Annotated in this window: 16 protein-coding genes and 1 tRNA gene; all 17 read right to left on the bottom strand. The window is 54.4% G+C overall.

Annotated elements, in window-relative coordinates:
* Positions 1-2: 2 nt before the first annotated feature.
* Positions 3-671, bottom strand: coding sequence for a hypothetical protein (locus C2U40_RS26750; RefSeq protein ID WP_233768783.1), 669 nt, complete (start codon positions 669-671; stop codon positions 3-5).
* Between the two features lie 94 nt (positions 672-765).
* The gene (radC, locus tag C2U40_RS16535) at positions 766-1,263 is read right to left on the bottom strand and encodes a RadC family protein (protein WP_102989245.1); all 498 of its coding nucleotides are present in this window, start codon (positions 1,261-1,263) and stop codon (positions 766-768) included.
* Between the two features lie 111 nt (positions 1,264-1,374).
* Positions 1,375-1,632: a hypothetical protein gene (locus tag C2U40_RS16530; protein WP_102989244.1), complete on the bottom strand. Its 258-nt coding sequence runs from the start codon at positions 1,630-1,632 to the stop codon at positions 1,375-1,377.
* The gene (locus tag C2U40_RS16525; protein WP_102989243.1) at positions 1,625-2,035 is read right to left on the bottom strand and encodes a hypothetical protein; all 411 of its coding nucleotides are present in this window, start codon (positions 2,033-2,035) and stop codon (positions 1,625-1,627) included. The genes C2U40_RS16530 and C2U40_RS16525 overlap by 8 nt, the downstream gene beginning before the upstream one ends.
* A gap of 9 nt (positions 2,036-2,044) precedes the next feature.
* Positions 2,045-2,470 (bottom strand): DUF2787 domain-containing protein, encoded by a 426-nt coding sequence (locus tag C2U40_RS16520; protein ID WP_102989241.1) that lies wholly within the window; start codon positions 2,468-2,470, stop codon positions 2,045-2,047.
* A 499-nt stretch (positions 2,471-2,969) separates the two neighbouring features.
* The gene (locus tag C2U40_RS16510) at positions 2,970-4,238 is read right to left on the bottom strand and encodes an ISL3 family transposase (RefSeq protein WP_103827291.1); all 1,269 of its coding nucleotides are present in this window, start codon (positions 4,236-4,238) and stop codon (positions 2,970-2,972) included.
* Between the two features lie 4 nt (positions 4,239-4,242).
* Positions 4,243-7,500, bottom strand: a complete 3,258-nt coding sequence (locus C2U40_RS16505; RefSeq protein ID WP_103827290.1) for a type I restriction endonuclease subunit R — start codon at positions 7,498-7,500, stop codon at positions 4,243-4,245.
* A complete protein-coding gene (locus C2U40_RS16500; protein ID WP_103827289.1) occupies positions 7,501-8,760 on the bottom strand; it encodes a restriction endonuclease subunit S in 1,260 nt (419 codons plus the stop codon).
* Positions 8,757-10,784 carry a type I restriction-modification system subunit M gene (locus tag C2U40_RS16495; RefSeq protein WP_103827288.1) on the bottom strand — a complete coding sequence of 676 codons (2,028 nt, stop codon included), beginning with the start codon at positions 10,782-10,784 and terminating at the stop codon, positions 8,757-8,759. Before C2U40_RS16495 ends, C2U40_RS16500 begins: the two co-directional genes overlap by 4 nt.
* A 111-nt stretch (positions 10,785-10,895) precedes the next feature.
* On the bottom strand, positions 10,896-11,213 hold the full coding sequence (locus C2U40_RS16490) for a lecithin retinol acyltransferase family protein (protein WP_233768782.1): 318 nt from the start codon (positions 11,211-11,213) through the stop codon (positions 10,896-10,898).
* Between the two features lie 87 nt (positions 11,214-11,300).
* A complete protein-coding gene (locus tag C2U40_RS16485) occupies positions 11,301-11,744 on the bottom strand; it encodes an IrmA family protein (protein WP_102989239.1) in 444 nt (147 codons plus the stop codon).
* A gap of 42 nt (positions 11,745-11,786) precedes the next feature.
* Positions 11,787-12,230: a hypothetical protein gene (locus tag C2U40_RS16480; RefSeq protein ID WP_102989238.1), complete on the bottom strand. Its 444-nt coding sequence runs from the start codon at positions 12,228-12,230 to the stop codon at positions 11,787-11,789.
* 76 nt (positions 12,231-12,306) lie between these two features.
* Complete coding sequence (locus C2U40_RS16475; RefSeq protein WP_102989237.1) at positions 12,307-12,855, bottom strand: recombinase family protein; 549 nt, start codon at positions 12,853-12,855, stop codon at positions 12,307-12,309.
* Between the two features lie 262 nt (positions 12,856-13,117).
* Positions 13,118-14,086, bottom strand: coding sequence for a recombination directionality factor (locus tag C2U40_RS16470; protein WP_102989236.1), 969 nt, complete (start codon positions 14,084-14,086; stop codon positions 13,118-13,120).
* Complete coding sequence (locus tag C2U40_RS16465) at positions 14,083-15,072, bottom strand: YqaJ viral recombinase family nuclease (RefSeq protein WP_102989235.1); 990 nt, start codon at positions 15,070-15,072, stop codon at positions 14,083-14,085. Before C2U40_RS16465 ends, C2U40_RS16470 begins: the two co-directional genes overlap by 4 nt.
* Before the next feature lie 94 nt (positions 15,073-15,166).
* On the bottom strand, positions 15,167-16,117 hold the full coding sequence (locus C2U40_RS16460; protein WP_102989234.1) for a DUF932 domain-containing protein: 951 nt from the start codon (positions 16,115-16,117) through the stop codon (positions 15,167-15,169).
* A gap of 209 nt (positions 16,118-16,326) precedes the next feature.
* Positions 16,327-16,403, bottom strand: a tRNA-Arg gene (locus tag C2U40_RS16455).
* Between the last annotated feature and the right edge of the window lie 39 nt (positions 16,404-16,442).

Genomic DNA, 16,442 nt, shown 5'->3' with positions numbered 1-16,442 from the left:
CTCTACTTTTGAATGCCCCTAAAAATGGGGGGATTACCACCCCAATCCGGTGCATTATTGCTGCCGTGGTTGACGTAGGCTCCGACAATCACCCGTTGCCACTCACCGACCGGTTGACCTGATGCATTACAGGCACTGCGAAAGCGGGCGAAGTTAATCTCACGTGGCAGGTGTTCACGCATATCGCGGGGACTGACAAAGAACGTTGTCTTGTGCAGCACCGGGTTGGGCGCTACCAGTGGCCCGCCAATACGTCGCCCCTCCACATCGTGGGCATAGGCAAAGCCCGGCAGCATTAACAGCTGACTGACCAGCTTGGCGAGTCCTGAGTGGGCACACATGGCCTCCGCTACGGCGGCCTGGCTAAAGCTGCATATTCCGGTCGAAAATGAACACCTATTCCGGTTTAAAATGAACGCTGATTCCGGCTTGCGTGTACACCGATTCCAGACACCGCAGAGCACGTACTCTGATGTCAGATGAACCGTCCTGTTCCAACGTCTTGGGTCCACAACTGCCGCGCTGCGCTTGGCTGCTGGCTTGTTCGGTGAGTCGAAAAGATGCCTCCCCTCAAAGCTCAGCTTCTGCTCGAAGAATCCCTGTCCGCATACTTTCCGGAAATGGTGTTCACAGATTCCGGAATCACTGTTCAACTTCACCGGAATACGCAAAAGCTGTCGGTGAACTCAATCATGGCGTTCTCCTTTGATTCTAAATGTGCGGAGGAAGGTGAGAGATTTACAGGTGTGACAGGGGTAAAGAGCGTTACAACACGCCCCGTTCGACCAGCGACACCACTCCCTCAGTACCGACCACCAGATGATCCAAAATCCGGATATCCACCAGTGCCAGGGCATCCTGTAGGCGCTGGATTATTTCTATATCTGCCCGGCTGGGTTCCGGGTATCCCGACGGGTGGTTATGCACCAGCATCAGGGCGGCAGCATTGTGGTGCAGTGCCCGCTTGACGACATCGCGGGGGTAGACGGTCGCAGCGGACAGGGTGCCAAGGAACAGCTCTTCGTAGGCCAGGATCCGGTGTTGGTTATCGAGGAACAGTGCCGCAAAAACTTCGCGATCCCGTGTTTGCAGCAGCCCTTGCAGGGCTTGATGGGCCACGTGTTTATCGGTAATAGCTTCTCCCTTGGCCAGTTTCTGCCGGGCAACAGCTTGGGCGATGGTGAGCAGGTCATCGTCGGTGACAAGGTCAGTCACCCGGTAGGTGCCGGGTTGCTCCCCGGCGGTGAGTTTTTGATGCAACATGATTAGGCTCCATACGCCATCGCCCCACCACGTTAGATGCGGCAGGGTAGGCGAAGTAGTTGGTTAATTGGTTACTGAATGGGGTGTGACCGCATGCTTGGTTGGCTGTGTTCAGGCCGCCAAGGTGTGCGGGGTGAAGTCGTGCAGCGGAATGTAGTCACTGGTGGCTAGTAGGATGCCGAACTGGGTTAGCCAGCAGTGATCCGGGTGATCGCACAGCCATTGCGCCAGTGCGTCGCCCCGTTCGTTTTCATAGCGCAGGTAGAGGGCGTAACCGGCCACCGGCAGGCCTTGGTCATGCACTGTTTCAATCTGACCATCGTGTTCAAGATAAGCCTCCAGCTCGATGGCGATCACGGAGTTAATCATCTTCGGTCTCCTTGTCAGGGATGGGGTCACTCTCCACGGCATAGCCGCGATGGATGCAGATGCGTTGCAGGTCAGCCAAGAAGCTTGCCAGCACCCGGGGTTGTTCGGTGAGCGGCACCGGCCCTGCTTGGCAACGCCAGAAACAGCGACGTTTGGGGTCAATGCAGATCTCATCCCTCGGCTGGCTCATGGTGCGCCAGTCGTCAGCATTGGTGAGGGAGAGCAGTTGCCACTGCACGCCAGACCAGCGCACTTGCAGGGTGACTGTGCGGGCTTGTGGGCTATCCGGTGTCAGGTGCAGCAGCCAACGCTGACCACTGCGAGTGGGGGTTAGCTTGGCGCTGGTGGCGACTCGTCCCAGCCACTGGCGTGAGTAGTGGGAGAGCGCTAATTCTTGGCTCATCGTAACCTCCTAATCTCCTGCGACCGTGACGCTGAAGCATTCCAACCGGCAGTAGGCAATAAAGTTGCTTTGCCAGATGTCGAACAATTCCCGCGCTTCGGCCAGCCGCAACGGTCCCCAGCCCAACATGGTGTGTTCCCCATCGAGGAAGTTGAAGTCGAGCTCCTTGCAGAGCTCGGCATCCTGGCCAAGCCCTTGGTAGCTAAAGTCGGTGACGTAATCGAATAGCCAACCATCAAGCCCACGGATCAAGCGGATCTCGACCGGGTGCACGCCGCCTTGCTCGGCGCTGTAGCCAGGGTTGCGAAAGTTGAAGGTCAGTTGGGTTAAGCACTCAAGATTGAGCTCGGTTTTAGCGATTTCCTGGTTGAGAAGAACCAGTAATGCTTGGGCTACGGGCAAGGCAAAGCCGTCCCGGAAAAAGGGAATGGTCATGGTGTTTCCTCATTGAGTTCCAGCAGGAGAGCACCCCTGCGTTTTGCTTTGAAGTGATGGATCAGTCGTTTAACCAATCCCATAGTTTGCTGACGCCATAGGCAGCGACAACGCCCACGGCAAGGGGGGCTAACAATGGGACTGTGGCAATACCGGTCACCGACGCTACCGTTGCAGAGGCGGCACTACCACCAGCAGTCGTGGCCAGAGTGCTGGCAGCAAGCCCAGCCGTTGCACTGGTGGCCGCCTTACCCAACGTGTGACGAGCCACTTCGGTAGCTACCACTGTTGCTACAGCGGTCTGCAGCAGCTTGGGAGGATGCCTAACCCCTTCTATGCACCAAGTAACAAAGGCTATTTGCATTCTAGGGTTGGAATTCGCCCATTCTGACCCTGGATTCTTGGTCAGGTCAAATGCAGCCTTTGGTTGGATTGCTCTGTTTTCATTGCCTCACCAGAATCTAACATTGGTTGGATTCTCTGATGCAACTCTCTCGCGCTAATCCAGCTCCCCGCTCTCTGCCTGCTTCAACAACGTCGGAATGTGCGGCCCATATTCCACCTTGCCGTGACCTGCTCGAATACCACTACCGACCTTTCGGGCTTCTTTGGAGTACAGCGTCTTTGCCCGAATGATGGGGTAGCTATAACCCCGACCTAACCGGTTGGACATCTTGATCAGACCGTTGAGCCCTTCGGTATAGCCATTGGTGATTGAGAACGGCGCATCCCAGTAGGCAAAGATGTCGTCGTAATGGTTGTGAACCGTTTTAGCCAGCTTCTTGAATGCCACTAGCCCTTGGTCTGGCAAGCTATTCTCCCAGGCTTCAAAGGCATTCTGAGCATTCTGCTTGTCGAGTTCATCGTAGATGCGGAAGAAGGCTTCCTTGAAATCATAGGCTACGGCAAGCTCAGGGATCGCCTGCTTCACGACTTCCAGCGCCTTTTGTTCTGCGGGCGTCAGGTTACCGGGCCGCTTCAGGGTGAGCCAGCGAATGGATTTTTTGACGTAAATCCGGTCTTCTTTGCTTAACTGAGCCTGATAGTTCTTGCGCTCAACTTCCAGCGCTTCGGAGGCCATTTTAACGACATGGAACTTGTCGATCACCAGTTTGGCGTTGGGCAGGTATTGAGCAAAAGAACGCTTGAAGGGCCGCCACATATCGGTACAGACCCATTCCACCTTGTCAGCGTCCGGCAGCGCCTTGAAGAATGGCTTCAGATGCTCCTGGGTCCGGTGCTCTAACATATCAAAGACGTTGTTGGTTGCCAGATTGGTGATTACACAGCGATACCCGCCGGCAAGGTTCACTTCGTCGATACCCATGATGACCGGGGTTTCGTAACGAACGGTTTGGGAGAGTTCCTCAATGAGATCGTGAGCGATGTTCTTGACGGTGTTCACCGCCACACCGGTTTGCTCGGCTAAAGCATGGAAGGTGGTTCCCAGGCACTGTTGCCGAATAACATCGACCAGCCGTTTGGTAGCTCGGCGTTTGTCATCCAGAAAACTCAACTCCGGCATGGACATTTTGCCGCACGACTCACAGCGAAAGCGCGGGCGCTGAACTTCAAGGCGGACGGGCTCCATGTACAGCGGCGTGTCCATGAACTTGTTTTTGCGCGTGCCGTGTTTGTGCATAGGGGTGTTGCAGTCACCACATAACGGCACTTCGACCGTTACCGACTCAGCAACTATCACAAGGCACTTACTTTCGTGGCGCATATCGACCGGCTTGATGCCTGGAAGATTCAGCAGATCAAGCATTGGCTTAATCCATATCCAGGTCGATGTCTTTGCCTTGGCGCAGCAAGTCATACACCATATCAACCAATACAGTCATGCCCTGACGGTCAGACTTGAGCACCTGGGTTGCCAGCTTCTGATGACTGGACAAAGCACGAACAACCGCTTGCTGAACAGCTCCGGGGAGGTTGCCTTTCATAGCCTGCTCACGGGTGTTGCTTTCCACCTGAGCCATGACGACATCGCTTTCACCGGTAATCGCTGAAATCTGATTCACGAAAGCCACCTGATCCTGGATCGGCGTCGCCTCACCAAACAGGCTGTTGAGCCTCGCGATAATCTCTTTGACGAATTTTGGCTTGTCGCCTGCGGCGCCACCACCGCCTGCACCGATCGGTTGCAGTACCGGGGTTTCGCCTTCGTCTTCCGCGTTATCTGGACGAGCATTGATGTCAAAGCCGGTGAGCACCAGGCCGGTCAAGTCCACAGTTTCCGGTGCTTCGTGCAATAGACGCTTTTGCAGCAGCTTGGCGAACGCGGCGAAGTTCTCCAGCTCCGGGTCGCCAAAATCAATCAGTTGGGCGATATAAGAGTAGGTACGACAAAAACGCCCCAAATCCGACTTGAAGCCAATCAGTGCCTTGATTTGCTCGGCGTACTCTTCCTGATGGTGATCAGCAGACTTCATGCCCGCCTCATCACCCTTGGCGCGGGCCTTCTCAAAAGCCGCCTCCCAGGTCGCCATGCCATCGCGCAGCATCTTCATCTTGTCGTTATACAAGGCCGACGCTCCAGCAGTGGCGGCATACAGCGCCTTGTGCTGTGGCGATTTGGTATGGGTGATGTCGCGGATGGTCTTGAAGCGTGCTTCCTTGAACGCAGCCAAGACCTTCTCGTCGTACAGGCCGTGCTCGTCCAAACGCTCCTTGATCTCGTAGACCACATTGAGGTCTTGCACTTCGTCGATGTGAGCACCCTTGTCATAGGTGGTAAAGGCCTGACGCACGTTCTCCGGGTCGTTCACAAAGTCGATGATAAAGACCTCATCCTTACCGGGGGCCGTCCGGTTGAGGCGGGCGAAGGTCTGCACAATCTCCACATGGTTGGCGATTTTCTTGTCCACATACATGGCGACCAGTTTGGGCTGGTCAAAGCCGGTCTGGAACTTGTCGGCCACCAACATCACCCGGTATTCAGGTCGGTCAAAGGCAAAGCGCAAATCCTGCCCTTGGACATCCGGGTTCATGCTCTGCTCGGTAAACTCCTCGCTCTCATCGACGATAAACACATCGTCCTTAAACTCACCGTCATCCTGATGCATCACCTGCTTGCCGGTCATCTTGCCGGAGAAGGCCACCAGTGAATGAATAAAGCCGTACTCGCTGTGCTGCTCGATATAGCGGTCAAACGCCTTCTTGTAGCGAATGGCGGCGGCACGGGAGCTAGTGACCACCATCGCCTTGGCCTTGCCATCGAGCCGGTGCGCGACGTTCTTGGTGAAGTGCTCAACGATAAACTGCACCTTTTGGGTCACATTGGTGGGGTGCAATGACATCCACTGTGCCAGGGCGCGTTTGGCAGCCTTGCCGCTCACCCGCTTGCTGTCTTCAAGCTGCTTGGAGAGGTTGAACGCCGTTTTGTAGGGCACATAGCCTTTCAGCACATCGAGAATGAACTTCTCCTCAATGGCCTGGCGCATGGTGTACAGGTGGAAGGCTTGTGGCGGATTATCGTCCGAGGCTGGTTGGCTTGGATCTGTTGGGCGACCGAACAGCATCAACGTGGAGTGCTTTGGCGTACCGGTAAAGGCGAAATAGCTGATATTGTCCGGGCGAGCGCGAGACTTTTGCAGTTGTTCCAGCAACTCATCCACCGTCATGGTGGACATCTTGCCTTGTCCGCTCATCCCCAGTGCGGCTTGCAGCTTGGCGGCGGTAGAGCCGGTCTGCGAGTTATGTGCCTCATCAATGATTACTGCAAAGTTTTTCCCTTTCAGGGCCTTGTCAGTGATGATGGCTTCCATCGCGTAGGGGAAGGTCTGGATCGTGACCACCACAATCGGCGTGCCAGACAACAAGGCCTCCGAGAGTTGCTTGCTCTTGGACTTGGATGACTTCTGCCGGTCAATGGCGGCGATCACCCCAAACTGATGGTCAATCTGCTTCACCGCGTCCTGAAGCTGGCCGTCCAGCACATTGCGGTCGGTGACAATGATCACGCTGTTAAATACCGAATCGCCGTTATCTTCGCGCAGTTTCACCAAGTCATGGGCCGTCCAGGAAATGGTGCTGGTCTTGCCGGAACCGGCGCTGTGGTCACACAGGTAGGTCATGCCTGCGCCGTTTTCGCGGGCATCGGCCAGCATCTGGTTCACTGCCGTCCATTGGTGAAAGCGCGGGAAAATCAGGGTTTCTTTCTTCGACCAGTTGCCCTGAATATCCACCACGTCCTTTTTCTCGACGTAGACAAAGCTATGGAAAATCCGCAGCCAGGCATCCGGCTGGCAGACCGCCTCCCAGAAGTAGGCTACCGGGTATTCCTGGGTGCCATCGGCCTTGATCTCACCGGGCGGGTTACCCGCATGTACCGCGCCGCTTTCATCCTTGCGACCCTTGTTGAACGGCAGGAAGAAGGTATTTTCCCCGTCCAGCTTGGTTGCCATCATGATTACGGAATCGGACATGGCGAAATGCACCACCGCGCCACGCTTGAAGGTCAGCAGTGGTTCTCTGCGCTTGGTCTTGGGATCGTAGGGCAAACGGTCATTTCGGTATTGATCCATCGCCGCTTCAGCCGACTGGGTGAAGTCGGTTTTAAGCTCCACCGTCGCCACGGGTAGGCCGTTGATAAACAGCACCAGATCAATGGCAAATTCACGGGCTGGGTGATACTTCAGCTCCGGCACCACGCGCAGGATATTGGCCTGGTAGCGCTCAATGACTGCTGCATTGCGCTTGTCTTCCGGTGCGGCCTCGGTCATCTCGATCAGGCCACAACCGGCAATGGAAAAGCCCTGGCGCAACACCTGCATGGTGCCTTGTTTCTCCAGTGCTTTATCCAGGCGATCCATCAGCACTTCAAGGGTTTTGGCCCCGTTGAGCCGTTCCAGCTTGTCCCATTTTTCCTGCTGGCCGCTGGTTTTAATCCAGCTTTCCAGGTCTTCTGGGTACACCGCTCGTTCGGTGTCGTAGAACTTGGAATCACCCAGCTTCCAGCCCTGTTCTACCAACCGGTCGATGATGTATTGCTGGAAGTGTTTTTCCTGATGTGCTGCTGATTGCATTTATTGTTTTCCTCGCAAATCAATCTGGCCGGTGACAGCGGCGGTGATAAAGGCAGCGCGGCGTTCTTTAAGTAGATCGATGCTATGTTTGACTTTTTCTTCAAGCGTTGCCTTTAGCTTGATTAAGCCCTTGATTTCCTCTTGAGTCTTTACAGATGGCATCCTTATCTTTTCGTTAAGGAGCAAATTGATGTTCAGAGGGCGGTTTCTTCCTGCTGAACCACGGGAAGACTCATTCAATAAGAAATCGCCGAAATTTGTCATCAGAAGTGCGAACAAATATTCTGTAGCGACCGCCCCCCCGCGCACAATAGGGTAACGATGAGACACAACACACCCACTTTCTGTGCTTGATGCCATGGTTACAGCACCCTCCCAAGCAAACTGCCCACTAAGGATTAGATCGCCTTCTTCCACATAGAAGAAGTCTGAATCACCAATATCCTTACCCAGCGTTGGAGGCTTGTGAAACAGGCCACGGCCCCTGTTGTATAGTCCCAAGGCAATATATTCATCTTCACTAATTAGCTGGACTGGCCTGGAAATTATCTGAACCAAATGCCTTAAACGTATATGCTCCCCATCCCCGTACATTTGCTCGGTCATTGCAGTTGCAATCACTTTTTCCTTCAGTAGCTCGATAAAGCGGGTTTTCTTCTCGATCAGCGCATCAATACGGGCAGTTTCGCGGTCGAGGGCGGTTGCGATGGTGGCTTGTTCGTCAAGAGAAGGAGCAGCGACACCCTCATCAAGATATTGCTCAGAATCCAGATTTTGAATCCCTGTAGATTGCTTAATGGAACGTAGATTTATCTTGAGCGCATACATAGATGCCATTAGATAATTTAGCCATGCGGACTCGGCCTTTTTTGACGGCTTTATAACTGCTACAAAGTTGGAGCAAACGGCAGGCTCTTCTCCCAGATAGCGCACATTTGCACCCACTAATGTTTGTACACCGCCTCCTGATTTCTCAAGGAGAATGTCTCCTTTGGAAACTAACCGGCTATCTTGGTGTTCCTTGGTAATCTGCCGATACGTTGAGGGGTTATAAATGACAACGTTGTTATCCCTATCGAAATCTGCAACCCGAATACATAATGTATCCGAGCCATCTTCCAGTGGGTCATCACCCCAAACGCCATTCTGGCATTGGGATATTAAGTGCTTCAGCCTTTTTACCTGCCAATGCTCCGGCACCTGCCCAATCCACTCAACGCCGGAATCCTTGTACGCGGGATACGCTTTGTACTGGCTCATTCGCTGGCCACCTCCGCCAGTAGCGCGGCAATCTCGGCTTCTACCTGATTCAGGTCTTCATCAATATCATGCAGCTTGCGCGGCGGCTGGTACTGGTAGAAGAAGCGGTTGAAGTTGATCTCGTAGCCAACGCGGCCCAATTGACCATCCCTTGCATCGGTAAAGCTCTCATCCAGCCAAGCATCCGGGACATGAGGAAGCACTTCGCGGGCAAAGTAGTCGTCGATGTCCTCCAGATAGGGGACGTTCTCGTAATCAGTTAAATCTGTGTCTGGCACCAGCTCGCCGTTGGAATCCGTGACTGGCTCGGCTTTCGGGTCTTTGTGACCAAAGGCGTTGATCAGCGCGGTGATCAATGTCTTGTTGGATTTGACCTTGAGCTGCTTGGCTTCGTCGGACTTGATCGCGTCCTTGGCAAAGTTTTCTGCCCAGCCATAGGTCTGCGCTTGCCCGATCAGCGGCTTGAGGGCGTCGCGCCAGAATGCCTGATGCGCGTCAGGGAGCTTTTCCCAAGCGGGGTCGGCTTCCAGGCGCTCCATGCCCGCCTTATCCAGTTCTAGGATCATGCGCAGCGGGCGCAGTACCTTGATACGGCGGTAGCCAAAGGTGCGGTAGTCGAGCATCCGGGAAAGCACATCGGTTTCCCCAGCGGCGTAGATGTCCAAAATCTGGCGGCGCTGATCATCGCTGACAATACGGCGTTTGTTGCCCTCGTTGCGGATTGAAGTCCACAGATCGGTGGCGTTGATCAACTGCACCTTGCCTTTGCGCTCCTGCGGCTTTTTGTTGGACAGAATCCACAGGTAGGTGGCGATATTGGTGCGGAAGAACAGATCCGTAGGCAGAGCTACAATGGCTTCAATCAGGTCGTCTTCCAGCAACCAACGGCGGATTTCCGATTCGCCAGACGCGGCACCACCGTTGAATAGTGGCGATCCGGACAGCACGATAGCGGCGCGGCCACCGCCATTGCTCGGCAGTTCTAGCTTGCTCGCCAGGTGCATCAAAAACAGCATGGAGCCATCGCTGATTTTCGGCAGGCCCGGCCCAAAGCGGCCCAATTCGCCTTTTTTGTGTTCCGCTTCGACGGCGTTTTTGTCCTTCTCCCATTTCTTGCCAAAAGGCGGATTGGACAGGCAGTAGTGGAAACGCTCACCGGCAAACTGGTCGTTGGACAGCGTACTGCCCTGACGAATGTTCTTCGACAGATCGCGGCCAGGGTCGGATTCCAGACGGCGGATCAGCATACCGGCCACACAAACCGCATGGGTTTCCGGCTCCAACTCCTGCCCGTACGGCACCAGAACCGGCGGTACCTTGTCGCGGCCACCGTAATCGCCCGCATGGTTCATGGCATCAGTGAGGAACCCACCCGTGCCGCAGGTCGGGTCATACAGGGTACGAATCAAACCGGGGCTGGCCTCAAACAGGGCGTCATCCGGGTCAAGCAAAAGCGCGGTCGCCAGGTGAACGATGTCACGCGGCGTCATGAAGTCCTCGGCTCCTTCATTGACCTCAGCACCAAAGCGGCGAATCAGATGTTCGTAGATGTTGCTCATCACCCGATCCGGCACCACTTCAGGGTGCAGGTCGATCTTGGCGAAGTTCTGGCATATCTTGTATAGCAAGCCAGCCTTCTCCAGTCGGATCACGGTATTGCCGAACTCGAACTCCTCGAAGATAGCGCGGGCGTTATCTGAAAACAGGGCGATGTAGTCTTCCAGATTGCGGCGCGTCTTGGTGCTACCCAAGGTGCCAAGGGAGTATTCGGAGGTGTTGTAAAATGGGTAATCAGCGGTTGAGCGCAGAATGGTGTCCAGCTCAACATCGGCATCCTTGAAAGCGGCGTATGCCTCTCTCACCGCCTCGCGGGTCGGCTCCAGAGCACACTCCAGGCGGCGCAGCAAGGTAAACGGCAAGATGATCTTGCCAAAGTCCGTATGTTTGAAGTCCCCCCAAAGGTCTTCCGCGTTCTTCCAAATAAAGTCAGCCTGTGAAGCTGCCGATCCCGTAAATTCGTTCATTCTGGCCTCCAACCACTTTTTGCACAAAACAGTACTATGGTCAAACAGCGAGTGTCAACCATGTTTTGCACAACAGGGGCCGAATTCCAATTCTGGGCTAAATCTGCGATCCTACCTCAGAATGCAAATAGCCGTAACAAATTGCTCGCCACTGGCAAATGGTTGACCTTGCTCACCTTCACTCAATCGGGCGTAAGCCCGTGTCAGGCTTTCCTCTCGACTGAACAGACGTTGGGCATGGGGCTGGACCTCAATGGTGCAGTGCTGACTGAATTGCGCCAGCGAGGCCAGCGCCAGTTGGCCTGAGTGCTCTCCGGAAGGGGATGGTCGACAGTGAATGACCTGGTCATGGCCAACAAAGAGGCCGTGATGGTGGCCTTCAGGCTGTGGTGTTACCAAGTGATCGCCGATAATGAAATGTCGTGACATGGGGTGATGATCCTCATCAAGGGTTGGAAATGAAAAAGGGCGTCACCGTGATGGTGACGCCCTTTGGCTTTGTTTTTCTTAAGTGGGCTACTTGCCGCCCACGGTGATCTTCAGTGGTTGATGAAACTCGGGGGTGAAGGTTGATATTGGTAGCCGGGTGACCTGATTGTGAGCAAACACCTCGGTTGCCTGAATAATGGCGATGGACTTGGCTTGCTCAACCTGTCCGCAATCAACCTCCGTAGAGCCGCCACCATAACGAGTAGCGGAGCTCCCGCCGAAGGGTTCAACCTCCAGAGTTGATTCGGCCAGTGCTTTGCCCTTCTTGTCATTAAACTGCAGCGTGATATACAAATGACCAAACTCGTCTGCACCACCACTATCTAAAGAGAAGTGATACGCACAGACGCCTTGGTTGGCGTAGACGGTGTCGGTGTGTTGGATCGCGAGGTAGCGTTGTTCTTGCGCATTGCAGGCTAGGGCCGAAAATATCAGAGTCGAGGCCAATAAATATCGATGTATGTCTTTCATAAAAATCCTCGTAGCATTTACTCATATCTTAAAAGCACCTGGTTATTTACGCCCCAGATATCTGAATATTTCTTTGCCATTGTAAAAACCAACTAGATCTTCCTCATTTTTATACTTCTTGTTTGGTTGAAATTTGACAACAGTGCCAGGTCGACACATATCTTTCAGTGAAATATTGAATTTTTCATCGGGTGTAATTGTGTAGCCTATGGCAATTTTCTGTGGGGAGCCTGCTGTGGCGATCCACCCCCACATACCAGCTTCACAGTCACCAAATGGTTGACTGCGCACAATGACCATAGAAAGATTACTTATTTCAGTTGCGATGCATTTTCTGTTTAAATTTAAATGTGCGTTGCACCAAAATGGCTTTCCTGTTTTGTCCTGCACTAGTGCAGGCAGAAAGCCTGTGAATGGCTCCGCCGCCTGTATTGATTGACTTCCAGACATAAGCGTTAGTAGTAAGCAGAATGTCAGCTTTTTCATTTTTTATCTCACTGAATAACTATGATAAAATAGATGTGTATGGCTATAGTCAGAAACGGTAAACCACACTATTTTTTCAGTTGCTCTGAGATCTGAGAATGCGTTGCACACTGGAGATACTGATCCCCGTGCGTTTGGCAATTTCAGCTCTGGGTAACCCCTTGGCAACCAATGCCAGAACTTCATTACCTTTTGCCATTGCGGTAGGCTTACGGCCTTTATAAACACCTCGTCGCTTGGCTAACTCAATTCCTTCAGCTTGCCGCTCCAACATCAACTCTCGTTCGAATGTTGCGATAGCACCGATCATGGTGAGCATTAACTTGCCAGTAGGTGTTGAGGTATCTATCCCCAGATTCAATATCCGTAATGCAACTTGCTTATGTTGTAGAAATTCTGATATTTCCAATAGGTGACGAGTATTACGAGCCAGACGATCCAGCTTGGTAACCATCACCACGTCTCCCTCCTTCACATAATCCAAGAGGAGAGCAAGCTGTGGCCTATCATCACTGGCACCGCTAACCTTCTCCTGGAAAACTTTATTGCATTCAGCCAGTGCTCGAAGCTGGACTTCAAGGCTCTGACCTCCCGTACTAACACGTGCGTAACCTACCAGTGCCATGGTCTCCTCCCGGTCAATAGGGCAAGGTACACTGACCCCCATGGTCAAAAGTCTCGAAGAGACCTTCTTGACCTGAAAATGGAGGGAAATAGATGAAATGAGTGCCGATTTCGTGAGTGTCACTAGGGCTTGATCTATTGACCCCAAACCAGCGATGGAGAGAAATAACGGGACGCTTTGTGATAAACGTCCCGTCGTGATGGGTAGCAGAATATTGTGCTACTGATTGATTTGATTGGATGTAACAAGATGCCAATGTAAGTTATTGGCTTTGTGGCTCAGGCGTAGGCGGTGAAGGGGCCGCGTTTTTACCCAGTTTACTGGTCAGGGGCGAGGAACGAGGGCTGAGGCGTTTTGGTGCTGTTACGGTTGCCAAAGGCTGTGAGGTGGAAGATGACGCTATCATTTCTGGCTCAGGATAGAACTCCTCCAGCAGCATCGGTACCTCTTCATCAATATCCTCAAACTGGCCATTACGCAGCAAGTCACGAGCAGCTTGCTCCATCTGCTCGATGGCCAAGCCTGCTTCTTGGTCACGTTGGGCCGCCTCCTGTGCCAGCCTAACTGCCTCAGTCAGGTTGGTCTCTTCCCGTAGCGTCAAATCCACGTAGTAGACCGGTGTGCGGTAGGACTGGGTGGTGCTCTTGGCCCGCAACCGCAGGGTGAGCGGCAGATAGCGTGTATGGCCCCCGCTCACAGCCTCCAGGTACTTCAGTCGCGCCGCCAGGGTGCGTACCGAGTTGTAGCCGGTGGTGCGGAAGATAAAGCTACCCAGCTCATCCCCTTGCCCCTCCACAAACAGGTTCAGTCGTCCGTACAGCTTGCAGCCCTGTTGCCCTGCAAAGGCGCAGCGCTCTGGTCCTGGGCAGCTGACCTCCTCCATGCCTTGCGCCCCCACACGTCTCGCCACCTCCCCATTCCCGACACAGAGCGGCCTGCCGGTTTGCCGGTCAAACGCGCTGTATTCCGCCCGCAGATTCAAGTCGCTATCGTTGAACAGCACCCTCACTGGAATGGCGCGGATCTTGGTTTGCTCTTGCCCTTGGCCACTTTTTTGCGATGAGTAGTGTTGATGCAGGGGATGGAGCAACCATCCCCCTTTTTGTTGTATCTGGGTGGTGAGGGTGAAACTGTCGTCCTTCTCCGGCACCCACTTATCCTGTTTTTGCACCAGCTTGCCGATGCAGATCCGCCCGATCACGGGCGGGGTGATCGCCAGTCCTTTGATCATGGTGTTTGCCTCAAGGGTTGAATGGTAAAACGGCGCACGCCGGGCACCGGTTTGACATAACGGGTGAGCAAGTCGGGATGATCCTGACCGAGCTTATCGAGATCCGGCGCTAGCCGGTCTTTACTGCGCTTCCAGGTGATCTTGCCATCGGCAAACAACCCGGCTGTCGCTTCACCCAAGGTGGCTTGCAGCCGCTGCTTGAGTTGTGACTCCTGCTGCTCGACAGCCTCCTTTTGCTGACGCAAGCGCAGTAGTTCGCCAAACAGCAGGTTGAACTCGGGGGAATCGGAGAGATCCAGCGTCTGACCATCGTCACGCGGGAACAGCCAGCTCAGGGCATTGGCTGCATCACTGGAGCCGTCAGGCTCTGGCTGGTGGTCTTGTTGCACCATCTGCCAGAACTGCGCTTCCCGCTCGGTGAGATCCTGGATCTTCTCCTCATCGCGCTCGATGCGGTAAATCCGAAAATCCTGGCCGCCGATCAGCACTGCCACCTCAGCCCAGGCATGGCCGGTGACGGCCAACTGATGGAGTACCTGACACTGGTACGCCACCGGCACCCCTTCCTCCCACTGGGGGGCGCTGTGATAGCTGGCGGTCTTGATCTCCAGAATGCCCGGCCCATCGGGATGGCCGACTACCTCTCGGTCGAGGTTGGCGAGCATGAAGGGTTGATCGGGGTGTTGCAGCACCGCATTGACCCGGCGCACCTTGTAGCCAGTGCGTTTGGCATAGACCTGCGCCAACACCGGCTCCAGCTCAATGCCCCACAGCACCGCTTCCTTGTGGGATATATCCTCCGGCTCCTTGCGACCGGTCTTCTCCAGCCAGAGGCTGAGCGGGCATTTGTAGGGGGAGAGCCCCACTGCGACGGCAGCATCGGAGGAACCAATGCCGAGTTTACGGATAGCGAGCCACTGCTCGCGGGTTAACTGGGGAGTGGAGGCCAGCCGCAGGGCTTGGCCATACTTGGCTTTTGCTTTCATGACGACTCCTTGTTGACGGCATAAATGGCGACGCCCGGATTGGCTTACGCCAGTCCGGGTGAGTTCGTTATGCGGTTTGAATGGGGAAGAGGAATTACTGCAGCAGAGTAAGTGCCTGATTCAGGGCTTGGGATTTGAGTTGGGCGCCCTGACCGAACCAGGCGGAATCAAGCCGGTGATCTTGGCTGCGGGCACGGCGGTGGTGATCCACGTATTCGGTGACCGCATTGACCAGCCCCCAGGCGGTATTGCGAGAGCTGGCAAGCTCTGAGCCCATCCCCGCGCCCTGATAGAGCTCATGCAGCCGTTGTACCGGCTTGGTGAGAATGATGCTCTCCTCATCCAGCGGTTGCGCCAGCAAGTCGCTGAAAAAGCGTAGCGCCTCTTCAGGGGCGACTAGCCGTTGTGCCAGCGCCTTGGTCTGTGCCTTGAACTCATCCCAATGGGAGAGCCCCAGTCCGAGCGACTCTTTGACGGTCGCCGCATCGAACTGAGTGGAGTGGGGCACCTTGATGGCGCCGGTAGAGCCACGCAGTGCCATCTGCAGGGTGTTATTGCAGACCACTCGCAGCGAGGTGAACTGCGCCGTGGTACAGAGCGTGCCATCGCAGCTAGTTGCCAGCAGCAGATAGGATTTTACCAAGTCATTGCCTTTGAGTTTTAGATCCTGGCCGGTCTTAGCCAGTGCCCACAGTTTGCGGCCACCTTTGAGCGAGCCTGCGGTTTCCAGCTCAAAGCCACCGGCTTCCACCAGGTCTTGATAGAAGTGCAGCACCTCGTGAGGCTGTACCACGTTGTAACGACTTGAGACCACCGATAGGGGGGCGAGGGTATCGGAGCGATAAAGCACCTTGCTATCGCTGTAGGGGCGAATATGCAGCGCATCGGAGGCGACGTTAAACATCACGTCGCTCTGCTCGATGGTCCAATCCATGCCGGCTGCCTGTAGCCAGATATCGAGGGATTGTTGCGGGGGCAAAACATTGCCAAGGCTATGCCAGGGCGTTTGACCGGTGTAGGCCATCGTATCGATCAGGTGAGCCATGAGAAATCTCCAATGAAAAAGGGACTGCACAGAGCAGTCCCTTGGGTAGGTTCATGGAGATAATATATATCTGAAATCAATTCAAATGAGACTTATTTGTCTCTCTGGTTTCTAGCTATGGAATGCACGCTGTGGTACCCCGTGTGGTACCCCAGGCCAAAAACGACCAAGGGGTTGGCATCGTGATGATGCCAACCCCTTGTTTTATATGGCGCTCCCGACTGGAGTCGAACCAGTGGCCTGTCCCTTAGGAGGGGACCGCTCTATCCTACTGAGCTACGGGAGCATTGTGGCGGGCATTATACAAGAAGCCGCTCCCTTTTAA

This window comes from Aeromonas sp. ASNIH4 (assembly GCF_002934425.1).
Taxonomy (GTDB): domain Bacteria; phylum Pseudomonadota; class Gammaproteobacteria; order Enterobacterales; family Aeromonadaceae; genus Aeromonas; species Aeromonas hydrophila.
This window is presented reverse-complemented; position numbering and strand designations above follow the sequence as displayed.